22 protein-coding genes are annotated in these 25,244 nt (G+C 72.7%); 5 read left to right on the top strand and 17 right to left on the bottom strand.

Features of this window, described 5'->3' with window-relative positions; genetic code table 11:
* Window positions 1-130: 130 nt before the first annotated feature.
* From IE275_RS12395 to IE275_RS12440, 10 genes are all read right to left on the bottom strand, one after another.
* Entirely contained in the window at window positions 131-949 is an 819-nt protein-coding gene (locus IE275_RS12395) for a TrmH family RNA methyltransferase (RefSeq protein ID WP_189710853.1), read from the bottom strand.
* Between the two features lie 64 nt (window positions 950-1,013).
* Complete coding sequence (gene cobA, locus IE275_RS12400; protein ID WP_189710855.1) at window positions 1,014-2,246, bottom strand: uroporphyrinogen-III C-methyltransferase; 1,233 nt, start codon at window positions 2,244-2,246, stop codon at window positions 1,014-1,016.
* A 77-nt stretch (window positions 2,247-2,323) separates the two neighbouring features.
* Window positions 2,324-2,482 carry a hypothetical protein gene (locus IE275_RS12405; protein ID WP_189710857.1) on the bottom strand — a complete coding sequence of 53 codons (159 nt, stop codon included), beginning with the start codon at window positions 2,480-2,482 and terminating at the stop codon, window positions 2,324-2,326.
* A gap of 105 nt (window positions 2,483-2,587) precedes the next feature.
* Window positions 2,588-6,913 carry a nicotinate-nucleotide--dimethylbenzimidazole phosphoribosyltransferase gene (cobT, locus tag IE275_RS12410; RefSeq protein WP_189710859.1) on the bottom strand — a complete coding sequence of 1,442 codons (4,326 nt, stop codon included), beginning with the start codon at window positions 6,911-6,913 and terminating at the stop codon, window positions 2,588-2,590.
* 366 nt (window positions 6,914-7,279) lie between these two features.
* Complete coding sequence (cbiE, locus tag IE275_RS12415; RefSeq protein WP_189710861.1) at window positions 7,280-8,491, bottom strand: precorrin-6y C5,15-methyltransferase (decarboxylating) subunit CbiE; 1,212 nt, start codon at window positions 8,489-8,491, stop codon at window positions 7,280-7,282.
* A gap of 96 nt (window positions 8,492-8,587) precedes the next feature.
* Window positions 8,588-9,226, bottom strand: coding sequence for a GNAT family N-acetyltransferase (locus IE275_RS12420; RefSeq protein WP_189710863.1), 639 nt, complete (start codon window positions 9,224-9,226; stop codon window positions 8,588-8,590).
* A 162-nt stretch (window positions 9,227-9,388) separates the two neighbouring features.
* Window positions 9,389-10,225, bottom strand: a complete 837-nt coding sequence (locus IE275_RS12425) for a MetQ/NlpA family ABC transporter substrate-binding protein (RefSeq protein WP_189710865.1) — start codon at window positions 10,223-10,225, stop codon at window positions 9,389-9,391.
* A gap of 68 nt (window positions 10,226-10,293) precedes the next feature.
* On the bottom strand, window positions 10,294-11,019 hold the full coding sequence (locus IE275_RS12430) for a methionine ABC transporter permease (protein WP_189710867.1): 726 nt from the start codon (window positions 11,017-11,019) through the stop codon (window positions 10,294-10,296).
* Complete coding sequence (locus IE275_RS12435; protein WP_189710869.1) at window positions 11,016-12,065, bottom strand: methionine ABC transporter ATP-binding protein; 1,050 nt, start codon at window positions 12,063-12,065, stop codon at window positions 11,016-11,018. Before IE275_RS12435 ends, IE275_RS12430 begins: the two co-directional genes overlap by 4 nt.
* 388 nt (window positions 12,066-12,453) lie before the next feature.
* Window positions 12,454-13,107, bottom strand: a complete 654-nt coding sequence (locus tag IE275_RS12440; RefSeq protein WP_189710871.1) for an HAD family hydrolase — start codon at window positions 13,105-13,107, stop codon at window positions 12,454-12,456.
* A 69-nt stretch (window positions 13,108-13,176) separates the two neighbouring features.
* On the opposite strand from IE275_RS12440, the gene IE275_RS12445 reads away from it, so the two are divergent.
* A complete protein-coding gene (locus tag IE275_RS12445) occupies window positions 13,177-13,536 on the top strand; it encodes a hypothetical protein (protein WP_189710873.1) in 360 nt (119 codons plus the stop codon).
* 1 nt (window position 13,537) lies between these two features.
* Window positions 13,538-13,954 carry a hypothetical protein gene (locus tag IE275_RS12450; RefSeq protein WP_189710875.1) on the top strand — a complete coding sequence of 139 codons (417 nt, stop codon included), beginning with the start codon at window positions 13,538-13,540 and terminating at the stop codon, window positions 13,952-13,954.
* Here IE275_RS12450 and IE275_RS12455 read toward each other — a convergent pair.
* The 3 genes from IE275_RS12455 to IE275_RS12465 form a co-directional block, all read right to left on the bottom strand.
* Entirely contained in the window at window positions 13,944-14,441 is a 498-nt protein-coding gene (locus IE275_RS12455) for a GNAT family N-acetyltransferase (RefSeq protein WP_189710877.1), read from the bottom strand. The two genes, IE275_RS12450 and IE275_RS12455, sit on opposite strands and share 11 nt — an antisense overlap.
* A gap of 45 nt (window positions 14,442-14,486) precedes the next feature.
* Window positions 14,487-14,993, bottom strand: coding sequence for a sigma-70 family RNA polymerase sigma factor (locus IE275_RS12460; protein ID WP_189710879.1), 507 nt, complete (start codon window positions 14,991-14,993; stop codon window positions 14,487-14,489).
* A 67-nt stretch (window positions 14,994-15,060) separates the two neighbouring features.
* Window positions 15,061-16,245 (bottom strand): glycerophosphodiester phosphodiesterase, encoded by a 1,185-nt coding sequence (locus tag IE275_RS12465; protein ID WP_189710881.1) that lies wholly within the window; start codon window positions 16,243-16,245, stop codon window positions 15,061-15,063.
* 484 nt (window positions 16,246-16,729) lie between these two features.
* Between IE275_RS12465 and IE275_RS12470 the strand changes: the two genes are divergently transcribed.
* The gene (locus IE275_RS12470; RefSeq protein WP_189711118.1) at window positions 16,730-17,401 is read left to right on the top strand and encodes a lysophospholipid acyltransferase family protein; all 672 of its coding nucleotides are present in this window, start codon (window positions 16,730-16,732) and stop codon (window positions 17,399-17,401) included.
* 134 nt (window positions 17,402-17,535) lie between these two features.
* On the opposite strand, the gene IE275_RS12475 is transcribed toward IE275_RS12470, so the two are convergent.
* From IE275_RS12475 to argH, 4 genes are all read right to left on the bottom strand, one after another.
* Window positions 17,536-19,056, bottom strand: coding sequence for an MFS transporter (locus IE275_RS12475; protein ID WP_189710883.1), 1,521 nt, complete (start codon window positions 19,054-19,056; stop codon window positions 17,536-17,538).
* Window positions 19,053-19,604 (bottom strand): TetR/AcrR family transcriptional regulator, encoded by a 552-nt coding sequence (locus tag IE275_RS12480; protein WP_189710885.1) that lies wholly within the window; start codon window positions 19,602-19,604, stop codon window positions 19,053-19,055. Before IE275_RS12480 ends, IE275_RS12475 begins: the two co-directional genes overlap by 4 nt.
* A gap of 127 nt (window positions 19,605-19,731) precedes the next feature.
* Window positions 19,732-20,703 (bottom strand): aldo/keto reductase, encoded by a 972-nt coding sequence (locus tag IE275_RS12485; RefSeq protein ID WP_189710887.1) that lies wholly within the window; start codon window positions 20,701-20,703, stop codon window positions 19,732-19,734.
* A 194-nt stretch (window positions 20,704-20,897) separates the two neighbouring features.
* Window positions 20,898-22,331: an argininosuccinate lyase gene (gene argH, locus IE275_RS12490; protein WP_189710889.1), complete on the bottom strand. Its 1,434-nt coding sequence runs from the start codon at window positions 22,329-22,331 to the stop codon at window positions 20,898-20,900.
* A 202-nt stretch (window positions 22,332-22,533) separates the two neighbouring features.
* On the opposite strand from argH, the gene IE275_RS12495 reads away from it, so the two are divergent.
* Together IE275_RS12495 and IE275_RS12500 are read left to right on the top strand one after the other, a co-directional pair.
* On the top strand, window positions 22,534-23,424 hold the full coding sequence (locus IE275_RS12495; protein ID WP_189710891.1) for a hypothetical protein: 891 nt from the start codon (window positions 22,534-22,536) through the stop codon (window positions 23,422-23,424).
* 378 nt (window positions 23,425-23,802) lie between these two features.
* A complete protein-coding gene (locus IE275_RS12500) occupies window positions 23,803-25,185 on the top strand; it encodes a ferredoxin reductase family protein (RefSeq protein ID WP_189710893.1) in 1,383 nt (460 codons plus the stop codon).
* Window positions 25,186-25,244: the final 59 nt, after the last annotated feature.

Genomic DNA, 25,244 nt, shown 5'->3' on the forward strand with positions numbered 1-25,244 from the left:
TCCGCCACCAGAGCCTGACCGGCCGGGGGCGGTCTGCCCGCTGAGCGGCCAAGGCCTGCACGGTCGGCCCGCTCCGCGACCAGAACCCGCCCGGCCTCGGCCGGAGGCGGTCGCCGTTGGTGGTGGAGTGTCAGGCGTGGGGGCGGCCTGTTGCCACCGCGTAGAAGGCGACCGCGGCCGCCGCGCCCACGTTGAGGGAGTCGACGCCGTGGGACATGGGGATGCGGACCCATTCGTCGGCGGCGACCAGGGCCTGCGTGGAAAGGCCGTCGCCCTCCGCGCCGAGCATCAGGGCGACCCGGTCCATGGTGTGCGGGGCCGCCTCGTCGAGGGAGCGGGCCTTCTCGTCGGGGGTGAGGGCGAGGAGGGTGAAGCCGGCCTCGCGGACCGAGTCGAGGCCCTTGGGCCAGGTGTCGAGGCGGGCGTACGGGACCGAGAAGACCGCGCCCATCGACACCTTCACGCTGCGGCGGTAGAGGGGGTCGGCGCAGTCCGGGGAGAGCAGGACGGCGTCCATGCCGAGGGCCGCCGCCGAGCGGAAGATCGCGCCGATGTTGGTGTGGTCGTTGACCGACTCCATGATCACGACCCGGCGTGCGGTCTGCAGGAGTTCGGCGGCGGTCGGCAGTGGCTTGCGCTGCATCGACGCGAGCGCGCCGCGGTGCACGTGGTACCCGGTGACGCGCTCGGCCAGGTCCGGGCTGACGGCGTACACCGGGGCCGGGAGTTCGTCGATGACGTCCCGCATGACGTCGACCCACTTCGCGGACAGCAGCATGGAACGCATCTCGTACCCGGCGTCCTTGGCCCGTCGGATGACCTTCTCGCCCTCCGCGATGAACAGGCCCTCGGCCGGCTCGCGCCTGCGGCGCAGTTCGACGTCGGTCAGGCCCGTGTAGTCGCGCAGACGGGGGTCATCGGGATTCTCCACACTGATGAGATCGGCCACAGGGTGATACTGCCTTGTCCTGGGTTCGGTGCCAACGGCTGGGAACGGGTTGGGTTACCCGCGGTTACTTCGAGGGGTGCGGGCCCACGTTCACGACGTCGCCGATGATGATGACCGCGGGAGGCCTGACGTCCTCGGTGCGAACGGTGTCGGCGACCGTCGCAAGGGTCGCGTCGACGCGGCGCTGGGCGGCCGTGGTGCCTTCCTGGACCAGGGCGACCGGGGTGTCGGCCGGCTTGCCGTGGGCGACCAGCGTCTCGGCGATCTTCCCGATCTTGTCGACGCCCATGAGGATCACGAGCGTGCCGGTGAGCTTCGCGAGGGAGGGCCAGTCGACCAGCGAGCGCTCGTCGTCGGGGGCCACATGGCCGCTGACCACCGTGAACTCATGGGCGACACCGCGGTGGGTGACCGGGATGCCGGCCGCGCCGGGCACCGAGATCGAGCTGGAGATGCCCGGGACGACCGTGCACGGGATGCCGGCCTCGGCGAGGGCCTGGAGTTCCTCCATGCCGCGCCCGAAGACGTACGGGTCGCCGCCCTTCAGCCGGACGACCGACCTGCCCTGCCTGGCGTGCTCGATCAGCGCGTTGTTGATGGCCTCCTGGGCCATGTACCTGCCGTACGGGATCTTCGCCGCGTCGATCACCTCGACGTGGGGCGGGAGTTCGGCGAGGAGGTCGCGCGGGCCGAGGCGGTCGGCGACGACCACGTCCGCCTCCGCGAGGAGGCGCCGGCCGCGGACCGTGATCAGGTCGGGGTCGCCGGGGCCGCCGCCGACCAGCGCGACGCCGGGCGTCCGGGTGCGGTGGTGGGGGGCGACCAGGGTGCCGTCGCGCAGACCCTCGACGACCGCGTCACGGATGGCGGCGGTGTGCCGGGGGTCGCGGCCCTTGGCGTCCGTGGTCAGTACGGCGATCGTGACGCCCTCGCTGTGGCCGGTCGCCGGGGTCCAGGCGGTCGCGCGGTCGGCGTCGTCGGAGCGGACGCACCAGACGCGGTGCCGCTCGGCCTCCGCCGAGGCCCGGCTGTTCGCCTCCTGGTCACCGGTGGCGATGAGGGCGTACCAGGCCTCCGCGAGGTCGCCTTCGGCGTAGGGGCGCCTGGTCCAGGTGATCTCGCCCGTGTCCGCCATCGCCTCGACCGAGGGGGTCGCCTCGGGGGAGACGAGATGGATGTCGGCGCCCGCCGCGATCAGCGCGGGGAGGCGGCGCTGGGCGACCTGGCCGCCGCCGAGAACGACGACCCGGCGGCCGGTGAGGCGAAGGCCTACGGGGTAGGCGGGGTGTTCGGCCATGAGGGTGCGGCTCCCTTGTGCGGCGGCGGTGCGAGGCCCTGACGTGCGGATTTTAAGGGGCGGGGGGCTGTGGCGGTTCAGGTGTCCGATGGCTGGGCGGTGGACACCGGAGCGGGGCGGCCGATGCGGGTGGAGGGGTGCGGGGTGGGGGGGGTGGAGGGGTGGGGGGTGGAGGGGTGGGCGTGGAGGTGGGCGGTCGTGCCCGCCACCTCCACCGTGTCCGCCGTGTCCGCCATGTCCACCGTGTCCGCCGTCCGCTCGTGCGGGACGACGCCCGCCCGGCATCGCGGCGCGCGGCCGGGGACCCGGTGCTGGTGCTCCCCGGGTCCCCGGCCGTCCGCCTACTTCTCGGTCACCCCGGCCGAATCGAACGTCGCCACCTCGTGCATGGCCCGGGCCGTGCTCTGGACCAGGGGGAGGGCCAGGAGGGCGCCGGTGCCCTCGCCGAGGCGGAGGTCGAGGTCGACCAGGGGGCGCAGGCCGAGCTTGTTGAGGGCGGCCACATGGCCGGGCTCGGCGCTGCGGTGGCCCGCGATGCAGGCCGCGAGGACCTCGGGGGCGATCGCCCGGGCGACCAGGGCGGCGGCGCCGGCGCTGACGCCGTCCAGGATCACGGGCGTCCGCAGGGAGGCGCCGCCCAGCAGCAGGCCGACCATCGCCGCGTGCTCGAAACCGCCGACGGCCGCCAGGACGCCGATGGGGTCGGCGGGGTCCGGCTGGTGGAGTTCGAGGGCGCGGCGGACGACCTCGGTCTTGCGGGCGAGGGTCTCGTCGTTGATGCCGGTGCCGCGGCCGGTGACCTCGGCCGGGTCGGCGCCGGTGAAGACGGAGATCAGCGCGGCGGACGCCGTCGTGTTGGCGATGCCCATCTCACCGGTGAGCAGCGCCTTGTTGCCCGCCGCCACCAGGTCGCGGGCCGTCTCGATGCCGACCTCGATGGCCTGCTTGGCCTCCTCGCGGGTCATCGCGGGGCCGGTCGTCATGTCGGACGTGCCCGCGCGGACCTTGCGGGGCAGCAACCCCGGGGTGGCGGGGAGGTCGGCGGCGACACCGACGTCCACGATGCAGACCTCGGCGCCCACCTGGGTGGCGAAGGCGTTGCAGACCGCTCCCCCGCCGAGGAAGTTGGCGACCATCTGGGCCGTCACCTCCTGCGGCCAGGGGGTGACGCCCTGGGCGTGCACACCGTGGTCGCCGGCGAAGATCGCGACGGCCGCGGGCTCCGGGATCGGCGGCGGGCACTGCCGGGACAGCCCGGAGAGCTGCGCCGAGATGATCTCCAGCATGCCGAGCGCACCGGCCGGCTTGGTCATGCGCTTCTGCCGCTCCCATGCCTCGCCGAGCGCCTTGGCGTCCAGCGGACGGACGCTGGCGACGGTCTCGGCGAGCAGGTCGTGCGGGTCCTCGCCGGGCAGCGCGCGACGGCCGTACGTCTCCTCGTGGACGACCCAGGACAGCGGGCGGCGCTTGGCCCAGCCGGCCTGCATCAGCTCGGGCTCGTCCGGGAACTCGTCGACATAGCCCACGCACAGGTAGGCGATGACCTCGAGGTGCTCGGGCAGGCCGAGGGCGCGGACCATCTCGCGCTCGTCGAAGAAGCTGACCCAGCCGACGCCGAGGCCTTCGGCGCGGGCGGCGAGCCAGAGGTTCTCCACGGCGAGCGCGGCGGAGTACGGCGCCATCTGCGGCTGGGTGTGCCGGCCCAGGGTGTGCCGGCCGCCACGGGTCGGGTCGGCGGTGACGACGATGTTCACCGGGGTCTCGAGGATGGCCTCGATCTTCAGTTCCTTGAACTGCTTGGCCCGGCCCTTGGGCAGCGACTTCGCGTACGCGTCGCGCTGGCGCGTCGCCAGTTCGTGCATCGCGTTCCGGGTCTCGGCGGAGCGGATGACGACGAAGTCCCAGGGCTGCGAGTGGCCGACGGAGGGCGCGGTGTGGGCGGCCTCCAGGACGCGCAGCAGCACCTCGTGCGGGATCGGGTCGCTGCGGAAGCCGTTGCGGATGTCGCGGCGCTCACGCATGACCTTCAGGACGGCCTCGCGCTCGGCGTCGTCGTAGGCGGGCGCGGCGGGACCGGTGGACTCGCGGACTTCCTCCACTGCGGCGGCCCTGCTCTCTTCCTGGTCGGCGGCCCTGGTGTCCAAGTCCTCCGGGCTCTGGGCGACCTCGGGGTCGGGGTCGCTCTCGGGCTCCGTGACCGGGGTCGCCGGGACGGGAGCGGGGTCGGCCGCGCGGGGGGCGGGGACCGTGACGCCGGGAACCGGGGCGGCGGGGGTGGTGACGGCTGCCGGTTCCGGGTGCTGGGGCTGTTCCTGCGGCTGCTCCGGCAGCGGTGCCTGCGGCTGTTCCAGGTGTGGTTCCCGCGTGTCCGGCGAGTCCTGCGACTCCGGGGCCTCGGCCGTCACCGTCGCGGCCGGGGTCGGGACCGGGGCCGGGGCCGGGGCCTTGGGGGTCTGCTGGTCGTCCGTGGGGAGCACCAGGGGGTGCGGCGGGGTCGGGGCGAGGTGCGGGGTGGTGGGCACCGTGCCCTCGACCGGCACGAACTGGCCCAGGAGCTGCGCCGACTGGACCGGCTGGAGCGGGGGCCGGACCGGCTGGGCCGGGGGCTCGTCCGCGACGGGGGCCGCAGGGGCGTCGGCGGCCACGGCGGGCGGGGCGGGCTCGTCGACGGGCTGCGGCGCGGGGGCGGCGGGTGCCGTCGGGGTCACCGGCGCGGGGACGGGCGCCTCCTCGGAGGCGGCCTCCTGCGGCTGGGCCTCCTGGGGCTGAGGCTCCTGGGGCTGTGCGTCCTGGGGCAGCTCCTGCACCGGCGCCTCCGCGGTCTGCGTGTCGACGGCCCCGGTCTCGACGGCCGGGGCGGCCTGCGATTCCTCGACGGGTGCGGCGGGAGCCGCGGCCCGGGCCTCCGGCTCCGCCTGCTGAGCCGCCGGCTCGGTGAGCGCCTCGGGTGCCTCGGGCACCTCCGGGGCGTGGGACGCGGAGTCCACGATGTGGGCGGCGACGGGGTCCTGCGCAGACTCCGCCTGCGCTTCCGGGCGGACCTCGGCGGGGGCCGCCTCGGCGACCTGCTCCGGTGCCGGCTGCTCCTGGGGGGCCGGTTCGACGGGGGCGGCCACGGCGGTCTCGGCGAGGGCCGGGAAGACCTCGGCCGCGAGGGACGCGGCCGGCTCGACGAGGGTCTCCGCGGGTACGACGGGTACGACGGGTGCGGCGGGCACGGCGACCGGCTCGGGGGCGAGGGCCTCCGGGGCCACGGCGGCCTCCGCAGCGGGCGCCTCCTGGACAGGGGCCGGGACCTCGGGGGTCGCCACCGGCGCTTCCTGCACCGGCGCCGCCGGTTCGGGAGCCTCCGCGGCCACGACCACCTCGGGCTCGGCGGCCGGCGCCACCTCGACGACCGGAGCCTCGACGACCGGAGCCTCGGGGGCGGGGGCCTCGGGGACGGCAGCCTCTTGGGCGGGCGCGGGCGTCGCGGCGACCGCCTCGGCCGGAACCGGCACGGGCTCCTGGGCCTGCTGCGCCGGAACCTCCGCCACGACGACCGGCTCCGGCTCCTGCTCCGGCTCCTGCTCCGGCTGCGGCTGCGGCTGCGTCTCGTGGACCTCGTGGACCTCCACGGCCTCCACGACCTCCTCGACCTCCTCGACGGGGCTCGCCACCGGAACGTCCACCGTCTCGGCCACGAGCGCCTGCTCGGCGACCGGCGCCCCCTCGGGAGCGGCAGCGGCAAGCACCTCGGGCGCGGACACGACGTCCACGCTCCGGACCGGACCCTGGGCGGCGGCGACAGGCTCGACGACCGCCTCCGCCTCGACCAACGCCTCCTCGGCTTCCGCGGCCTCGGCGAGCATGGCGGCGCCGAGCACCTGGCCGACGTCGAGCGTCACGGGCTCCACGGGAGCCGGCACCGGCCCGGTGACCTGCGCCTCCTCCGGGGCCGTGGCCGTGGCGGCGATCGCCTCCGTGGCGACCCGGGCGACGAGGGCCTGCGCCGCGCCCACGGGCTCGGCCTGCACCACGGCCACCTGCTCGGGCTCGGCCGCGGCCGTCGCCGGAGCAACCGTTTCCTCGGCCGTCGTCCCGAACGCGACCGGCCCCTGGGCCGGAGCGACGGCCGGGCCGGCCACGGGCGCGGCAGGGTAGGTGGTGGAGTGGGCGGCGGCAGCCGTCGCGGGGGCTCCCCAGGGCACCGCGCCCTGGGGCGGCGTCTCGCGCAGCGGCGGGACGTCGAGGTACTCGGGGCCGGAGCCGGGTGCGCCGGGGTGGCGTACGGGGGCGCCGGCCGGGCCCCGGTCGGCGAGGGAGCGCACCGGGCTGGCGGAGGCGTCCGGGATCGGCGGGCCCAGGTGCAGCGGGCGGCGCGGGGCCGCCTGCGGCGGGGTGGGGCCCGGCAGGCGGACGGCGCTGAGGTCGACGGACCCGCTGTCGCGGCCCGCGGTCTCGTGCGGGCCGGGCTCGTGCACCGTCTCGACGACCGGCTCGGGCGCGGGCGGGGCCACCTCGTTGCCCCAGGCGCTCTGGGCGCCCGGCAGGAGCAGCAGGTCTTCGTCCTCGGCTGTGGTCTCGGAGAGGTAGGTGTACGCGCCGTGCGCGGGGGCGCCCGGCTGCTCCACCATGCCTGCGTTCTCCGGCAGCCCCTCGCCCGGGATCTGGCCGGTGTCAGTCATGCGTACCCCTCGCCCATCGGTTAGTGCTCCTACGACCAGCTCGCCCGGAACGGCGCACCGACCGCCCCGTAGTGAAGAACGAGCGTCCGTGCCCAGCGGCACGAACGACCCGCCCGAAAAAGCGACAAAGCCATTCAGTGGCATTGTCCCGGCCGTCGCCGCGTCGCGACAGCTTGATCCGCGACGCTCCGCTGTGGACTGCGCCACGTTGCGCGTCCTCCGGTTCTGCCGTACCACACCCACCCCAAAACGGATGCGTTTTCCGGACATTGACCGACGAAGCGCCGGGCGACCGGAAGCGGTACGACGATCGGCCAGCCTACCGCGCGCGGTACGACAACCGGATCACGGGGAGCGTGATCGGGCTCATGGGCGACGGTCGGGCAGAACCCCGCTGAGCAGGAACGCGACACTCCGTTCGGTCTCCGTCCAGGCCCGTGTGTCGAGGGCGACGGACTGGAGGAGGGCGCACTCGACGTGGTAGCCGTGCTCGGTCAGGTCGCGGCCGACGAGTTCGGCGGCGTCGCGGGTCGCCGCGTGGGTGACGATGCGCTGCGGGCGGCGGTCGGCGACCGCGGAGACCACGGCCGCTCCCCCGCCGCCGACCCGGACGACGTCCGGTTCGGGCAGGTCCTCCAGGACGTGCGGGGCGGTGCCGCGGACGATCTGGAGCTGGACGCCGTAGCGGCGTGCGGCGGCGTCGGTGCGGGCGCACGCCTCCAGGTCGTGGTCGACGGCGAGGACGGCGGCCCCGGCCCGCGCGGCCTCGGTCGCGAACGCCCCGCTGCCGCAGCCGATGTCCCAGACGAGGTCGCCGACGCGCGGACCGAGCCGGGCGAGTTGGGCGGCGCGCAGCAGTTCCGTCTCGCCCTCACCGAGTCCGCCGCCGTACGCCTCGGCGGGCAGGGCCCAGCCGCGCGGGCCGGTGCCCGGGTCGCGCCCGGCGATCCAGCCGGCGTCGCCGCCGGTGCTCGCCGGGCCGCCGATGACGATGACGACGTTGGGGTCGCGCCAGATGTGGTCGACGGCCTTGTCGGAGGTGAGGACGCTGACCCGCTCGCGGTCGGTGCCCAGTTCCTCGCAGACGACGAAGGTGCGGTGCACGCCCTCCAGCAGCAGGCCCAGTTCGGCGGGGCCGGCGCCGGGCGAGGTGAGGACGGCCACCTTGGAGTGGGCGCGGCAGACGTTGACCGCGCGGCGCAGCGTGCGCGGGTGGGCGACGACGACCTCGGCGTCGTCCCAGGGCATCCCGGCGCGGGCGAAGGCGGCGGCGACGGCGGAGACGGCCGGGACGACCTCGACCTCCAGGCCGAACTCGGGTGCGCGCAGGGTCCGTACGACACCGAAGAAGCCGGGGTCGCCGTCGGCGAGCACGACCGCGGTGCCGCGGTGGCCGGCGATCCGGCGGGAGGCGAGGGCGACGCTGCCGAGGCGGATGCGCTCGGCGGCGGGCGGCACCTCGGGCAGCGCCAGGTGGTGGGCGGCGCCGGCCACGAGGGTGGCCGCGCCCAGAGCCGAGCGGGCCGCGGCGGTCAGCGGCGAGCCGTCCCAGCCGATCACCGTGACGCGGTCGGCCATCGTCGTCAGTCTCCCCGGGGGTTCACGCAGGCAGCGGGCTCCGTGAGAGTACCTGGTCGCGCGGGCCGTGGCAGGGGGCGGCCACCCGCCCGGGAGTCAGTTCCAGTCGGTGTACGAGGTGAATCCGCCGCTCTCCGCGAGCTGCTCCCCGGCGCCCTCCAGGTCCTCCGGGAGCAGGCTCCAGACGATGAAGTCGGTGCGCACCTCGCTCCAGCCGCCGTCCTCGGTGCGGGCGCGCGCTATGCAGGCGCCGCGCAGGACGCCCTCGCTGATGCAGCCGAGCTTCTGGGCGACCTGCTGGGAGGCGGTGTTGTCGGCGGCCGTGCGCAGTTCGATGCGCTCGAACTTCTGGTCCGTGAAGAGCCACTGCGCGGTGGCCAGCGCCGCCTCGGAGGCGTAGCCCTCGCCGCGCGCCCAGGGGGCGACGATGTACGACAGTTCCGTGGAGCGGACGTGCCAGTCGGTCCTGCCGAGCTGGATGACGCCGACCAGGCGCTGGGTGAGGAACTCGGTGACGGCGAGGTCGAGGCCGCGTCCGGCGGTGCGTTCGGCGGGCGCGTACTCGGTGATCCAGTGGCGCGCGGCGTCCTCGGTGAACGGCTGCGGGACGGATGTCCAGGCCGCGGTCTGCTCGTCGTTCATCATCTCGGCCAGGGCGGGCACGTCGTCCTCGTCGAGGGGACGCAGCACCAACCGCTCCGTGCTGATGGAGATGGTGGGGAAGGTGCTCGTCATGAAGCCGCTCCGTAGCCTTCGAAACCGTCAGGGCCCGATCTGCTGGACCGTCAGGCCCGTTGAACTGCCCAGCATGCAGCATGAAAGCACCGAACCGCACCACGGGGTCCACCCCGTGCGGAGTGAACCCCGTGGCTGCGGAGGTGTCCGGCCGGGCCGGGATCAGAACGCGGCGACGACCGCGCCGTCGTACTTGTCCTCGATGAACTTCTTGACGTCGGCCGAGGTCAGCAGCTTGGCGAGCTTCTCGATGCGCGGGTCGTCCTCGTTGCCCTTCTTCACGGCGAGGAAGTTGGCGTACGGGTTGTCCGTCGCGGACTCGGCGACGAGGGCGTTCTTCGCCGGGCTGAGGTCGGCCTCCAGGGCGTAGTTGCCGTTGATCACCGCGGCATCGACGTCGGCCAGGGCGCGCGGCAGCTGGGCCGCCTCCAGCTCCTTGAACTTCAGGTTCTTCGGGTTGCCGGTGACGTCCTTGGGGGTGGCCTCGAAGCCGACGCCGTCCTTCAGCTCGATCAGGCCGTTGGCCTCCAGCAGCTTCAGCGCGCGGGCCTCGTTGGTGGTGTCGTTCGGCAGGGCGACGGTGGCGCCCTTCTTCAGGTCGTCGAGCTTCTTGACGTCCTGGGAGTAGAGGCCGAGCGGCTCCAGGTGCACGGTCGCGTTCGGCACGGCGACGATGTCGGTGCCGTTCTTCTTGTTGAAGTCGGTGAGGTACGGCTGGTGCTGGAAGTAGTTGGCGTCCACCTCGCCCTGCTGGACGGCCGTGTTGGGGGTCACGTAGTCGGTGAACTCCTTGACCTCCAGCTCGAGGCCGGCCTTCGCCGCGAGGTTGTCCTTGATGTAGGTGAGGATCTCGCCCTGCGGGGTGGGGGTGGCCGCGACGGTCAGCGTGGCGTTCGCGTCGGTGCTGCCGGAGTCCTTGTCCGAGCCGCAGGCGCTGAGTCCGAGGGTGAGGGCTCCGGCGGCGAGGACGGCGGTGGTGATCTTGGCGGTGTTACGCACGAAAAGTGCCTTTCCTAGGGGTGGTGCGGCCCCGCTGTGGGTGTGCGGGGAGTTCTTGGGGGGGTGACTCAGACGGCCTTGCCGGTGGCCGTGGCGGCCTTCAGCAGCCGCAGCTTCGGCGCGGCGCCGGCGTTCCCGCCGCGGCGGTGCAGGGAGCGGGCCGCGTAGTCGCCGGCGAACTGGATGAGCGAGATGACGACGGCGAGGATCGCGACGGTGATCCACATCAGTTCGGTCTCGAAGCGCTGGTAGCCGTAGCGGATGGCGATGTCGCCGAGACCGCCGGCGCCGACCGTGCCGGCCATCGCGGAGTAGCCGATGAGGGCGACGATCGTGGTGGTCGTGCTGGCGATGAGCGAGGGCAGCGACTCGGGGACGAGGACCTTGCGCACGACGGTCCAGGTGTTGCCGCCCATCGCCTGGACGGCCTCGACGAGTCCGCCGTCCACCTCGCGGACGGCCGTCTCGACCAGCCGGGCGAAGAACGGGATGGCGCCGACGGCGAGCGGCACGATGGCGGCCTCACGGCCGATGGTCGTCCCGGTGATCGCGCGGGTGAAGCCCAGCAGCGCGACGATCAGGATGATGAACGGCATCGACCGGGCGATGTTCACGACCTGCCCGATCACCTTGTTGGCGAGGACGTTCTGGAGCAGGCCGCCGCGGTCGGTGAGGACCAGCAGGATGCCGAGCGGAAGACCGCCGGCGACGGCGATCACGGTGGACCAGCCGACCATGTAGAGGGTGTCCCAACACGCCTGCGACAGCAGGGGCTGCATCTCGGACCAGGTCACTTGGCACCTTCCTTCACCAGCACGGACGCGGGCTCCTGGCCCACGATGTCGATCTGGAGCCCCTGTTCGCGCAGGAAGCCGATGGGCACGACGTTGTCCTCGTAGCGGCCGGGCAGTTCGATGCGCATCCGGCCGATCTGGAGGCCGCCGACGGTGTCGATGGCGGCGCCGAGGATCGAGATGTCGATGTTGTAGGTGCGCGAGAGCTGGGAGATGACCGGCTGGGTGGCGGCCTCGCCGTGGAAGGTGACGTCGACGACGGTGCGGTCGGCGCCGGTGGCCTCGCCGCCGACCGGGAAGAGCGCGGCGGCCAGCTGGGAGCCGGGGGTGGCGAGCAGCTCGCTGACGGTGCCGGACTCGACGATCCGGCCGCGCTCCATGAGGGCGGCGGAGTCGCAGATCGACTTCACGACGTCCATCTCGTGGGTGATGAGCAGGACGGTGAGGCCCAGCTGCCGGTTCAGGTCGCGCAGCAGCTGGAGGATGGAGCGGGTGGTCTCGGGGTCGAGGGCGCTGGTGGCCTCGTCGGAGAGGAGCACCTTGGGGTCGCCGGCGAGGGCGCGGGCGATGCCGACGCGCTGCTTCTGGCCGCCGGAGAGCTGGGCCGGGTAGGAGGCCGCCTTGTCGGCGAGCCCGACCAGGTCGAGCAGCTCCAGCGCCTTGCGGGAACGTTCCTTCCCGCTGATGCCGAGGATCTCCAGGGGCAGTTCGACGTTGTCCTGCACGGTCCGCGAGGAGAGCAGGTTGAAGTGCTGGAAGACCATGCCGATCCGGCTGCGCGCCTCTCGCAGCGCCTTCCCGGCACGGGGGCCGCGCCCGGCGAGCGCGGTGAGGTCCTGTCCGGCGACGGTGACCGTGCCGGCGGTGGGGCGCTCCAGGAGGTTGACGCAGCGGATCAGCGAGGACTTGCCGGCGCCGGACTGGCCGATGACGCCGAACACTTCGCCTTCGCGGACGTGCAGGTCGACGCCGTCCAAGGCGGTGACCTCACGGCCTCGGGAGCGGTCGACCCGATAGATCTTGGTCAGGCCCGTGGTGGTGATCACGTGGGTTTCCGTCACTGTCGAGTGCGCGGGCGTGGGTGGGCCCGGGCGCACGGGTGCAGGCTGTCAGGGGGCGCGGCACAGTTCTCGCGGTGGCGGTGGAACCGGGGAGATCATGTGCGCGCTGGGCTTTCGTCCGGTACGGCTCTCGGGCGGCGTACGGACATGCCACGGCGTCTCGCTTCGGGGCGCGAGGCTCGGTCGGTGGTGCGGGGGCCCTCTAGAAGGCGCACATTCGACACAGACAACGAGCACCGGGCGTCATGGTCGCCTCGGTCGCAAGGGTGCGGCTGCTCGTCGTGGTCATGGGCATCAGTAAAGCAGACCTACGGTGCTGACAGAGCCCCGGTTGTCCGCATGCTGGACACGCGTGGACGGCCGGGGCGTTCGCTCAGGCGCGGACGGAGATCGTCACTCCCCCGTCGGTGACCAGCGCGGACAAGGCGGACAGGTCCGTCACCACATGGTCGGCGTGCAGCTCGTCGGCCCGGTGGGTTGTGGCCAACGCCACGGTGGTCATCCCGGCGGCGCGGCCGGCTTGGAGCCCGGCCGGGGCGTCCTCGAAGACGACGCAGGCGGCGGGGTCGACGCCGAGCGCGCGGGCGGCGAGCAGATAGGGCTCGGGGTCGGGCTTGCCGCGGGTGACGTCGTCGGCGGTGAGCAGGGTCTTCGGCCGTATGCCGACGGCCGCGAGCCGGGCCTCGGCCAGCCGCCGGGTGGCGGACGTCACGACGGCCCAGCGGTCGGCGGGCAGCGCGTCGAGGAAGCTCCGGGTGCCGGGGAGCAGCGCGACACCGCCGTTCGGCACGTCCTCCACCTCCAGTTGCTCGACCCGCGCGACGGCCTCCGCGACCCGGTCCGCGGGGAGCAGGTCGGCGACGATCTCGACGGCGGTGCGGCCGTGCAGCGGGACGCGGGCGAACTGCTCGGCGGTGATGCCGTACTCCCGCGCCCAGCGCGTCCAGCAGCGTTCCACGGAGGCCAGGGTGGAGACCAGGGTGCCGTCGTTGTCGAAGAGGAGGGCCTGCGCGTGGATCGTCGTCATGGTCTAGACCCTACGTCCCGGCGCGGGCCCGGCGGCGGGAGGCCGATTAGGGCGTAATAAGGTCACTGCATGCTTGATGCCCTGACGCTGGTGACCGGCGTCGCCGCGTTGCTGCTCGCCGCCTGGTGCGGCTGGGCGGCCTACCGCGACCAGCCGACCAAGGACTGGCACTTCATCGGGATGGCCGTGGTCTCCCTGCTGGCGGTGGTCCAGCTGGTGATCGGGATCGTGCAGCTGGCGCGGGGCGAGAAGCCGGAGCAGGGCACGACGATCTTCGTGGCGTATCTGCTGGGTGCCTTCGCCTGCATCCCGGCGGCGGGGTTCATGTCGCTGGCCGAGCGCACGCGCTGGGGCTCGGTGACGGTCGCGGCCGGCGCGGTCGTCCTCGCCGTGCTCGAGGTACGGCTCTATGACATCTGGGGAGGCTGAGATGACGGCGGTTCAGGAGAAGCCGGCCCGGCTGATCAGCGGGCCCGGCATCGTGCTGGTCTGGTTCTACGGCGTGATGGTGGTCGGGGCGGTGTCGCGCTCGGCGTACCAGATCGCCACGGACTTCGACCGGGCGCCGCTGTCGTACTCCCTGTCGGCGGTGGCGGGGGTCGTGTACGGGTTCATCACGTACTCGCTGGTGCGCGGGGGCGAGACGGCACGCCGGGCGGCGCAGGTCTGCTGCGCCGCCGAGCTCGCGGGCGTTCTGGTCGTGGGGACGTGGACCCTGATCGAGCCGTCGGCCTTCCACGACTCGACGGTCTGGTCCGACTACGGCATGGGGTACGTGTTCATCCCGGTGCTGCTGCCGCTGTCGGCCCTGTACTGGCTGCGGAAGTCCCGTACGCCTAGGCCGTAGCCGCGTACTCCCCGGCCACCTTCTCCAGCACGATCATCGGTACGCCGTCCGTGCCCTGGGAGGTGCCGACGGTCTGGTAGCCGACCCGGCGGTAGAGGCGGAGGTTGCCCTCGCTGCGGTGGCCGGTGAAGAGGCGGAACTTCGTGGCGCCGCGCTCCGCGGCCAGGGCCGACTCGGCCGCGCGCAGCAGCCGCGCGCCGATGCCGTGGCCCTGGAGGCGGGGGTGGACGCAGAGCTTGCCGATGGAGGCGGCGCCGTCCTCGGTGATGCTGCCGCGTACCGAGCCGACCACCTCGTCGCCCAGGCGGGCCACGAAGACGCAGTCGGCGGCGAGTTCCCGCTTGACCGAGTCGAGGGTCTGGACCAGCGGGGCGATGCGGTAGTTGCCGTACAGCGCGGCTTCGCTCTGGAAGCACAGGTACTGCAACCTGAAAATCTGCTCGGCATCCTGCTCGGTCGCCACCGAGATGGTCACGCTCATGCCCATGTGCGCACGCCTCCCGCTCACCTGATCGCCTATGGTCCTTCACTCCTATCCCCGCACTTGGCGGGCCGCAACCTCCGGCGTGAGCAAACGACGGAGACATCCCAGACATCTGGAACGTTCCGGTCCGAGACTGCCCTGTGAGATACCCAACTCACCGGCGATCTCCCGGTAGGTGAGGTCCTCGGGCGAGAGGAGCGCCTGGAGGAGCCGGGAGCACCGGGCGGGCAGGCGGTGGACGGCCTCGCGCAGGGCGCGGTGGCGGGCGGTGGTGAGCGCGGAAGGCTCGGGTCCGTGGTCGCGGTCGTCGGCGGGATCGGTCTCGAACGGCCGCTCGCGGCGGATCGTCCGGCGGATGCGGCGGACCTCGGCGCGCACGGCCCGGCGCAGCCAGCCCGGCGGGTCGTGCGGCGGGCCGTCGGTGGCGAGGCGCTCCAGGAGGCGGAGCCAGACCGCCTGTTCCAGGTCGCCGGGTTCGCACCCGGTGGCGTGCGCCTCGGCGGAGGCCTCCGCGGCGAGCAGCGGGCGCAGATCGGTGAGCAGGTCGTCCGTCATGTGCCCCACGATGCGGCCGCCCGGGCGGCTGGTTGCCCGGGCGGCCGACTGTCACTCCAACGGGGAATCAGCCGTTGACGAAGTCCGCGCGGGCGAGCAGACCGGTGTCCGGATTGTCGGTGAAGACACCGTCGATCCCGGTGGCGAAGTAGGCGCGGTAGGCGCCGAAGACGTCGCCGTACGCGTCCGCGTCCGTGCCCTTGCGGAAGTTCGCGGGAAGGAAGGGGTTCTCGTTGCGCAGGGTGTACGGATGCAGGATCAGCCCGACGGCGTGGGCGTCCCGCACCAGGGTGGTGGGGGTGGTGAGGTTGCCGTTCGCGTCCTTCGGGACGACCAGGTCGAGGGTGGGGCCGATGCCCTGGGCGTAGCCGGCGATCTCCCGCAGGCCGGCCCGGGTGACCAGGTCGGCGACGGTCCGCGGGTCGCCCGTCTCGACGAAGTCCCAGGGCCGGGAGCTCGCCGAGGACAGGAGCACCACCAGCGGGTTGGCGATCAGCTTGTTCAGGCGCTGGATGCTGGTCGGCTCGAAGGACTGGACGACGACCGGCGAGTTCTTCCGGTCCTTGCCGTGCTTGTGCAGCAGCTTGGCCACCCGCTCCTCCAGGCCGAGGCCGAGCTTGCGGAAGTAGGTGGGGTGCTTGGTCTCGGGGTAGATCCAGACCTGCTTGCCCCGCCTACGGGTCTGCTCGTCCTGCCACGCCAGGACCTCCTCGAAGGTGGGGATCTCCCAGCGGCCGTTGTAGAGGGTGTTGTGCGGGCGGTTGGCCGGGATGCGCTCGACGGCGCGCAGGGTCTTCAGCTCGGCGAGCGTGAAGTCCTCGGTGAACCAGCCGGTGGTCGCGACGCCGTCCAGCACCTTGGTGGTCCTGCGGCCGGCGAACTCGGGGTGGTCGGCGACGTCCGTCGTGCCGCCGATCTCCGGCTCGTGACGGCAGACGAGGTGACCGTCCTTGGTGGGGACCAGGTCGCCGGCCTCGACGATGTCGGCGCCGAGGTCGAGGGCGAGCTGGTAGGAGCCGAGGGTGTGCTCGGGGCGGTAACCGCTGGCGCCGCGGTGACCGATGATCGTCGGAACCGGGAGGCCCGCCAGGCCGCCGCGTCCGCCGTGCCGTGCCTCGTCGGCTCTCGCCGTGCCCGACAGGCCGAGGACACCTCCGGCGGCGCCGAGCACGGCCGCGCCGAGCAGCGCCCGTCGTCCGGTGCCGCTCGCGCTCGCCTGCTGGTTCGACTCCTGTGTGTCCTGCGTACCCATAGCGGGGCCTCCTGCCGTCGGCTCGTCCGTGCGGCCCGATCGTAGGGTCGTGGACATGACCGTCGGGAGACCTCGGTCCCAACACGGGGGTGACGGTGGATGGCGTGTCCCGTACGACTTCGTGACGGGTCGTCGGATTGGCCGCGGCGGAAACGGGAACGCGGACGGTACCGGCTGTGGCCGTCGCGGCCCGCGCGGGGTTCCGGGCTCCTGGAGCCCCGGGCACGGCAGGCGGGCGCGTCGCGCGGCCCTGCCCGCGGCGCGGCTCCCGCAGCGGCCGTCGGCCGCCGGAGCACGCGTTTCACGCTGTCGTTCCCACCGTTCCACCCAGGTGACGGGCGGGCCTCGATGCGGCCGTACAGGTAAACGTACGTCAATAGTGCGTAAGGCCTCGGTGAACCCGATGTGCGTCAGCCCGGGGGCCGCGAGTATCGTCCTCACCTGCACAGACTCATACCGTTTTCCCTTGGCATCGGAGGGCCCGTTGTCCCGCTTCGCGCTCATCAAGGCAGTGCTCGGACCGGTCATGCGCCTGATGTTCCGCCCCCGGGTCGAGGGCGCGGAGCACATCCCAGGCGACGGACCGGTCATTCTGGCCGGCAATCACCTCACGTTCATCGACTCGATGATCCTGCCGCTCGTCTGCGACCGGCAGGTCTTCTTCATCGGCAAGGACGAGTACGTCACCGGCAAGAGCCTCAAGGGCCGGCTGATGGCCTGGTTCTTCACCGGCGTCGGCATGATCCCGGTCGACCGCGACGGCGGTCGCGGCGGAGTGGCCGCGCTGATGACCGGGCGGCGGATCCTGGAGGACGGCAAGGTCTTCGGGATCTACCCCGAGGGGACCCGCTCGCCCGACGGCCGCCTGTACCGCGGGCGGACCGGTATCGCCCGGCTGACGCTGATGACCGGGGCGCCGGTCGTGCCGTTCGCGATGATCGGTACGGACAAGCTGCAGCCGGGCGGGGCGGGGATGCCCCGCCCGGGACGCGTCACCGTGCGGTTCGGTGAGGCGATGGAGTTCTCCCGGTACGAGGGGATGGACCGGGACCGGTACGTGCTGCGGGCCGTCACGGACTCCGTGATGACCGAGGTGATGCGGCTGTCCGGGCAGGAGTACGTGGACATGTACGCCACGAAGGCCAAGGCCGCGTAACCCCTGCGGCGGTCGACGGCCCTCCGGAGGGCGGGTCCCCCGGAGGGCAGGTCCCCCGGAGGGCAGGTCCTCCGGGGGGCGGGTCCCGGTCTGCCGGTGCGCGCGGTTCCCCGCGCCCCGGGCCGCCGCGGACCCTACCCGGCGTTCTCCAGGCGCTGGTCCCTGAGCAGGAACCACGCCGCCACCGCCGTCGCCAGCAGGACCGCCGCGCCCACTCCGGAGGCCACGCCCAGGCCGTCGACGAACGCCTCGCGCGCCGACGACAGCATGTCCTCGGCCGCGGCCGCCGGCATGTGACCCGCCGCCTCCACCGCGCCGCCCAGTGACTCGTGCGCCCCTTCCGGGGTGCCCGCAGGGGACGGGAAGTCCCGGTAGACGCCCGTCACGATCGAGCCGAGCACGGCGATACCGAGGGCCGCGCCGAGTTCGTACGCCGTCTCGGAGACCGCGGACGCCGCTCCCGCCTGATCCTTGGGGACGGACGAGAGGATGACGTCGGAGGTCACCGTGAAGGAGAAACCGGCGCCCACACCGACCGCCAGCAGGGCCACGCCCAGCACCGGGTAGCCGGTGGTCGGGCCGATCGTCGTCAGCAGGGCCAGCGCCAGGCCGATCGCGGCGAGGCCGCCGGAGACCACGGCCCGTACCGAGTGGCGGCGGGCCACCCGGCCGGCGATCAGTCCGGCCACCACCGCGCCGACGGCGGCGGGCAGTTCGGCCAGACCGGCCTCCAGGGGCCTCCTGCCCTGGACCAGTTGCAGGTACTGGGACAGGAAGAACACCAGTCCCGACATACCGAGGACGGTCAGCAGGTCGGCCAGCACCGCCCCGCCGAAGCCGCGCCTGCGGAACAGGCGCATGTCCAGCAGCGGCGTGGGGAGCGTGAGCTGCCGGCGGACGAAGCCGTACAGGGCGGCGCCGCCGAGCAGGCCCGCCGTCAGCGACTCCCAGGTCGGGCCGTGGCTCGCGGCTTCCTTGACCGCGTACACGACGGTGATCATGCCGACCAGCGACAGCGCCACGCTGGCGAGGTCCCAGGGGCCCGGGTTCGGGTTCCTGGACTCGGGCAGCGTCCTCACGCCGACGACGACGAGCACGATCATCACGGGCAGGTTGATGAGGAAGACCGAGCCCCACCAGAAGTGCTCCAGGAGGAAACCGCCGACGATGGGGCCCACGGCCGTGCCCGCGGAGGCCGTCGCGCCCCAGATGCCCACCGCGAGGCTGCGCTCGCGCGGGTCGTGGAACAGGTTGCGGATCAGGGCGAGGGTGGCGGGCATGAGGGTCGCCCCGGCCACGCCGAGCAGGGCCCGCGCCGCGATCATCATCTCCGGTGTCGTGGCGTAGGCGTTGAGGACCGATATGAGTCCGAAGGCCGCGGCGCCGACGAGCAGGATCCGCTTACGGCCGATGCGGTCGCCGAGGCTGCCCATCGAGACGAGCAGACCGGCGATCACGAAGGAGTAGACGTCGCCGATCCAGAGCAGCTGGGTACCGGAGGGCGCGAGGTCCTCGCTGATGTAGGGGGTAGCAAGGCCGAGGACGGTCGCGTCGACGGCCACCAGCAGCACGGCGAGCACGAGAACGGCGAGCGCGAGCCAGCGGTCGGGGCGCCTCACCGCCTCGGACGTGGTCGCCGGCAGGGTGCTGGTCATGATTCCTCTCTCCGTAGTGCGCCGCCGAGCAGCAGCTCGACGATCATGTGCGTGAAGTCCTTGCGGGCCACCCGGCCCTCGGAGACCGCCCAGGCGCCGGAGGCCAGCAGGCCGTAGAGCGCTTCGGTGAGCCAGGCCGGGGTGAGGTCGATACGGAACTCGCCGCTCGACTGACCGCGCCGGAACAGGGTGGCGATGCGGTCGTCGATGTGGGCCCAGCCCTCGTTCTGCGCCTCGCCCTCGAACAGCTGGTTCTCGGTGTAGAGGAAGGCGAGCAGTCCCGCGGCCGGTTCGATCTCCTCGACGAGCCGCCGTACGGCGTCCCGCGCCGGGCCCTCGTCCAGCCGGGCCGCGTCCAGCGCGCCCTCGCACTCCGCTATGCCGAGCGCCTCCAGCGCGCGGACCAGCGCGTCGCGGCCCGCGAAGTGCCGGTGCAGCGTCGCGCGGCTGATCCCGGCGGCCTTGGCGACCTCGTCCATGGTCGCGGTGGCTCTGCGGGTCAGCAGCGCGGCGGCGCTGCGCAGGACGTGGTCACGGTCGACAGCCATGAGACAAGGATACCCCACATGAGACACTCGTGTCTCATGTCAGGCATCGACGACTCACCGCTGGGGCGTGCGTATGTACGGGATGGCGTAACGGGGTGGCGTACGGGGTGCCGTCGTGCTCGGCCCGTCAGTGCCAGGGCAGGCTGCCGCGCCGGTCCCAGTACGCGTGCGGGTCCTCCACGAGGGCGGCCAGCCGGTCCAGCCGGTCCTCGTCCAGGTCGACGACCGCCGCGTGCAGGTTGGAGGCGAGCTGGGCGGTCGTCGCGGCACCCGAGAGGACCACCCCCGCCCACGGCTGCCGCAGGACCAGCGCGAGGGCGACGGCGTCACTGCCGAGCCCGGTGTCCGCCGCCATCGCCTTCAGGGCGTCCGGCGCGTGGGGGCCGGCGAGGCGTCCGTTGGCCATGCCCTCCTTCACGATCACCGTGAGACCGGCGTCGTGGGCCTCGGCGAGGGCGGGTCCGGCCGAGGTCTCCAGGACGTTGTACGTCGACTGGACGGTACGGAAGAGGGGTTCGCCGTCGACCGCGACGGCGAGGGCCGCCCGGATCGCGTCGGCCTGGGCCGGGCCGCTGGTGGAGAACCCGACGGTGAGGCCCTCGGCGGCGGCCTCCGCCAGCCTGGCGTGGAGTTCCTTGTCGGTGAGGGCCGGGCTGTCCGGGGTCACCGAGTGGATCTGGTAGAGGTCGAGCCGGTCGCCGAGCAGTTCGGCCGTCTCGGCGCGCTGCCGCTCGTAGGTCCGCAGGCTGTGGTCCTTGACCTCGTGCCGCTCGGCGTCGGTGGTCCAGTCGGCGGTGTAGGTGTAGCCCCACTTGCTGCCCACGACGATGTCGTCGACGTCGGACCGGGCCTTCAGCCAGCCCGCGAGGAACTCCTCGGAGCGGCCGTAGGAGCGGGCCACGTCGAAGTAGCGGACGCCCTGGGCGTAGGCGGCGTCGAGGAGTTCGTGGGTACGGGCGCGGAGGGCGTCGACACCCCGGTCGGTGCCGAGGTCCTGGTCGCGCCCGAGGTTGATGTAGCCGGGTCGGCCGACGGCGGCGAGGCCCAGGCCCAGGTGGCAGGTGGGGGTCGTCGCTGAGGCGAGGCGGGCGAAGGGCATCGCGAGCTCCGTTCGGTCGGCTCCTGACGGCTCATGACCAACGTAACCGCGATGGGGGTGGTTCACGCCTGCGGGGCTCGGGAGGCGACACGCGCGCGGGCCCGGCACGAGCGCGGGCCCGGCACGAGCGGCACGCGCGCGGGGAGCCGCCTCGGCCCTCCCGCGCGCGTGCCGGTGTCGCTTCTGCTTCCCGCCTACTTCTTGTGCTTCGCGGTGGCCCACGCGTGCTGCGCCGCGACGTCCGCCTTGACCTCGGTGAGCTGCACGGCGACCGCGCTGGGGGCGGTGCCGCCGCGGCCGTCGCGGGAGGCGAGGGCACCGGGGACGTTGAGGACCGAGCGGACCTCGGGGGTGAGGTGGGCGGAGATCTTCGCGAACTGCTCGTCGGTCAGCTCGTCCAGCTCCTTGCCCTCGGCCTCGGCGGCCTTCACGCACTCGCCGGCCACCTCGTGCGCCACCCGGAACGGCACGCCCTGCTTGACCAGCCACTCGGCGATGTCGGTGGCGAGGGAGAAGCCGGCCGGGGCCAGTTCCTCCATGCGCTCGCGGTGGACGGTGAGGGTGGCGACCATGCCGGTGAAGGCGGGGAGGAGGACTTCGAGCTGGTCGCAGGAGTCGAAGACCGGCTCCTTGTCCTCCTGGAGGTCACGGTTGTAGGCGAGGGGCAGCGCCTTGAGGGTGGCCATGAGACCGGTCAGGTTACCGATGAGACGGCCGCTCTTGCCGCGCGCCAGCTCGGCGATGTCGGGGTTCTTCTTCTGCGGCATGATCGACGAGCCCGTGGAGAAGGCGTCGTGCAGGGTCACGAAGGAGAACTCCTTCGTGTTCCAGATGATGATCTCCTCGGAGATCCGGGAGAGGTTCACCCCGATCATCGCGGTGATGAAGGCGAACTCGGCGACGAAGTCGCGGGAGGCCGTGCCGTCGATGGAGTTGCCGACGCTGCCGTGCTCGAAGCCGAGGTCCTCGGCGACCGCCTCCGGGTCCAGGCCGAGGCTGCTGCCGGCGAGCGCGCCGGAGCCGTAGGGGGAGACGGCCGTGCGCTCGTCCCACTGGCGCAGCCGCTCGGCGTCCCGGGAGAGGGACTGGACGTGCGCGAGGACGTGGTGGGCGAAGAGCACCGGCTGGGCGTGCTGGAGGTGGGTGCGGCCGGGCATCGCCACGTCCGGGTGGGCCTCCGCCAGGCCGATCAGGGCGTCCTGGAGCTCGGCGATCAGGCCGCCGACGATCCGGGCGTGGTCGCGCAGGTACATCCGGAAGAGGGTCGCGACCTGGTCGTTGCGCGAGCGGCCGGCCCGCAGCTTGCCGCCGAGGTCGGCGCCGAGGCGCTCCAGGAGGCCTCGCTCCAGGGCGGTGTGGACGTCCTCGTCGGCGATCGTGCCCACGAAGGAGCCGTCGGCGACGTCCGCCTCCAGCGCGTCGAGCCCGGCGATCATCCGGGTCAGCTCGTCCTCGGTGAGCAGTCCCGCCTTGTGCAGCACACGCGCGTGGGCACGTGAACCGGCGATGTCGTAGGGCGCGAGCCGCCAGTCGAAGTGGACGGACGCGGACAGCTTGGCCAGGGCCTCGGCGGGACCGTCGGCGAACCGGCCGCCCCAGAGCCGGACGTCACCGCTGTTGCTGCTCACTTGCGTTGCTCCTCACCGCTGCACTCACCGTTATGCATGAGTATGCAGACCTCTGCATGATTCGTCAATCCGACGGGCCTCCGGACGAGTTCCGAAGACATTTTGAAGATGCCTTGAACAACAGCAACCGCTTTCCCGTACTCACCGCTGAACGCTGGCGCCGCGTTGAGACACCCACTCCTGACCCAAGTGAGGCATCCCCATGTCCAGGGCTCTTCCGAAGTACAACAAGCGTCGTGTGGCGATCATCGGCGGCGCCGCCGCAGTGGCTCTGACCGGTGCGGTCGTCGTGAACACGGCCCTGGCCGGGGAGTCGTCCGACAGCGGCGCCACCAACGCCACCACGCTGGCCAGCCCCGGCACGATCACCTGCCCGGACGTCACCTCGCAGCTCCCCGCGATCCCGGCGTCCGCACAGGCCGAGGTCGACCGCAACCTCGCCCTGCTCCAGACCCAGATCGACGAGGCCAACCAGCGGCTGATCGACACCGTCGGCCAGGGCGGGCCGAACTTCGTGCAGAACGCGATCCTCGGCCCCCTGGAGGACAAGCGGATCGCCACCGTCAACCGTATCGCCACCGCCATCGGCCGGACCGCGGACAAGCCGCAGGGCCTGGAGGCCCTCGCGCCCTGCACGCTCGACGCGGGCGGCGTGGTGGACACCGGCGAGGAGGCCGAGGCGGGCGCCGATGCCGGCGCCGGGGCCGAGGCCACGCCCGGTGCGGAGGAGACCGCCGCCGAGGGCGCCGGCGAGGGCGCGGCGGACACGGGCGAGGACACCGGCGCCGAGGCGGGCGCCGCCGGCACGATCACCTGCCCGGACGTCGCCTCGCAGCTCCCGGCGATCCCCGCGACCGCGCAGGCCGAGGTCGACCGCAACCTCGCCCTGCTCCAGACCCAGATCGGCGAGGCCAACACGCGTCTGCAGAACACGGTCGGCCAGGGCGGTCCGAACTTCGTCCAGAACGCGATCCTCGGCCCGCTGAAGGACAAGCGTGTGTCCACGATCGACCGCATCGCCATCTCCATCGGCCGGGCCGGCACCAAGCCGCAGGGCCTGGAGGCCCTGGCCGCCTGCACGTTGAACCAGTGACGTGACAGGTGCGGCGGCCGCCCCGAGGAAACGCCGGCCGGGGCGGCCGCCGCGGCGTGCGCACACGCGCACGCCTTTTCCGTGCTTCCGGGCTTCCGTGTTTCCGGGCTTCCGTGTATCCGGTTTTCCGGGGCTTCCCTGTTTCAGGGATTCCGGATTTCCGGAATTCCACGCTTTCGTACGCACTTGCCCCTCGCCGCCACCGCCGTCCGCGGCCTGAACATCCGTCAGCGGGCCCATGACCGGGGCCGGTCGAGTGGTCGGCCTGCCTGGGGTTACCGGCGGTCACGCACCTCCGCAGAGGACTCTGCGGGAAACTGAACACTCGGCGGTCGGGCCACGTATCTGAGGGCCAAGGGTCAAGTCCCCGGAGGAACCGTGACCACCACGATCGCAGGCGGACGTGCCGCCCGCCGCCAGACGTTGCGCCGCATCCGCCCGCGCCGGTCACCGGCCGTCCCGTTGTTGCTTGCTGTATGGGCGGGCGCGGCGGGCGTGCTGTGGCTGTGGTGGGCGAACACCCCGGCCATCTCGGACAACAACGGAAGGATTCTCCAGGCGGGACGCATCACCGGCCTGCTCGCCGGCTATCTGATGGCGCTCGTGGTCCTCCAGATGGCGCGCGTGCCGGCGCTGGAGCGGCGGGTCGGTTCCGACCGGGTCGCCCGCTGGCACGCGATGTCCGGACGCTACACGCTCAGCCTGACCCTCGCGCATGTCTTCCTCATCATGTGGGGATACGCGCTCCAGGCCGGCAAGTCGCTCGGCGACATCGTCCAGCAGACGATCGACTCCGTGAACCAGCTGCCCGACATGGGCAAGGCGGCGATCGGCACCGGTCTGCTGGTGGTCATCGGGCTGGTGTCGATCGGCCCGGTCCGGCGCCTGATGCCGTACGACACCTGGTACCACGTGCACCTGATGACGTACGCGGCGGTGTACCTGACGTTCTGGCACCAGATCACCACCGGCAACGAGTTCGCCGTCGAGCCGACCGCCAAGACGTTCTGGTACGCGCTCTACGGCTCGGTCACCGCGGTCGTGATCTGGTACCGCATCCTCACCCCGATCCGGCTCAACCTCCGTCACCGCATGTACGTCGAGGCGGTCATCGAGGAGACGCCCGGCATCGTGTCGGTGCTGATCGGCGGCCGCAAGCTGCACCGGATCGGCGCGGAGGCCGGACAGTTCTTCCGGTGGCGGTTCCTCGCGCCGGGGATGCGCTTCAGCTCCCACCCGTACTCGCTGTCCGCGAACCCCCGCCCCGAGCTGCTGCGGATCACGGTCAAGGCGATCGGCGACCACACCGCCGCGCTGCGCGAGCTGCGGCCCGGCACCAAGGTGTGGGCCGAGGGTCCCTACGGCGCGATGACCGCGTCCCGGCGCAGCCGCGGCAAGGTGCTGCTGGTGGCCGGTGGCGTGGGCATCACCCCGATGCGGACGCTGTTCGAGACGCTGCCGGGCGCGCCCGGTGACATCACCCTGCTCTACCGGGCCAACAGCACCCAGGACCTGGCCCTCTGGGACGAGCTGGCGAAGATCGCCGACGAGCGCGGGGCGCGGCTGATGTACGCGGTCAACAGCCCCGAGGGGGAGCGCCCCGACATCTCGGCGGAGTCCCTCCAGCGGAAGATCCCCGACATCGACGATCACGACGTCTTCATGTGCGGGCCGAACGGCTTCGCCCAAGGCGTGTACGAGGCACTCCGCGACGCCGGGGTACCGGCCCGCCGCATCCATCACGAGTCGTTCGAGATGTGAGCGACGGGACGACCACGACCACGGCAACCCCAGCCATCAGCGCGAATCAGGAGTTCTGG

The sequence above is a fragment of the Streptomyces phaeofaciens genome, assembly GCF_014648915.1.
Lineage (GTDB): Bacteria > Actinomycetota > Actinomycetes > Streptomycetales > Streptomycetaceae > Streptomyces > Streptomyces phaeofaciens.

Excerpts from the sequence above, each read along its gene's own strand:
- IE275_RS12405 (WP_189710857.1), bottom strand. The coding sequence starts at position 2,482 with ATGGCGGACACGGCGGACACGGTGGAGGTGGCGGGCACGACCGCCCAC.
- IE275_RS12465 (WP_189710881.1), bottom strand. The coding sequence starts at position 16,245 with ATGGGTACGCAGGACACACAGGAGTCGAACCAGCAGGCGAGCGCGAGC.
- IE275_RS12495 (WP_189710891.1), top strand. The coding sequence starts at position 22,534 with ATGTCCAGGGCTCTTCCGAAGTACAACAAGCGTCGTGTGGCGATCATC.
- IE275_RS12460 (WP_189710879.1), bottom strand. The coding sequence starts at position 14,993 with ATGACGGACGACCTGCTCACCGATCTGCGCCCGCTGCTCGCCGCGGAG.
- cbiE (WP_189710861.1), bottom strand. The coding sequence starts at position 8,491 with ATGGCCGACCGCGTCACGGTGATCGGCTGGGACGGCTCGCCGCTGACC.
- IE275_RS12485 (WP_189710887.1), bottom strand. The coding sequence starts at position 20,703 with ATGCCCTTCGCCCGCCTCGCCTCAGCGACGACCCCCACCTGCCACCTG.
- IE275_RS12450 (WP_189710875.1), top strand. The coding sequence starts at position 13,538 with ATGACGGCGGTTCAGGAGAAGCCGGCCCGGCTGATCAGCGGGCCCGGC.
- IE275_RS12445 (WP_189710873.1), top strand. The coding sequence starts at position 13,177 with ATGCTTGATGCCCTGACGCTGGTGACCGGCGTCGCCGCGTTGCTGCTC.
- IE275_RS12440 (WP_189710871.1), bottom strand. The coding sequence starts at position 13,107 with ATGACGACGATCCACGCGCAGGCCCTCCTCTTCGACAACGACGGCACC.
- cobT (WP_189710859.1), bottom strand. The coding sequence starts at position 6,913 with ATGACTGACACCGGCCAGATCCCGGGCGAGGGGCTGCCGGAGAACGCA.
- IE275_RS12420 (WP_189710863.1), bottom strand. The coding sequence starts at position 9,226 with ATGACGAGCACCTTCCCCACCATCTCCATCAGCACGGAGCGGTTGGTG.
- IE275_RS12480 (WP_189710885.1), bottom strand. The coding sequence starts at position 19,604 with ATGGCTGTCGACCGTGACCACGTCCTGCGCAGCGCCGCCGCGCTGCTG.
- IE275_RS12475 (WP_189710883.1), bottom strand. The coding sequence starts at position 19,056 with ATGACCAGCACCCTGCCGGCGACCACGTCCGAGGCGGTGAGGCGCCCC.
- cobA (WP_189710855.1), bottom strand. The coding sequence starts at position 2,246 with ATGGCCGAACACCCCGCCTACCCCGTAGGCCTTCGCCTCACCGGCCGC.
- IE275_RS12455 (WP_189710877.1), bottom strand. The coding sequence starts at position 14,441 with ATGGGCATGAGCGTGACCATCTCGGTGGCGACCGAGCAGGATGCCGAG.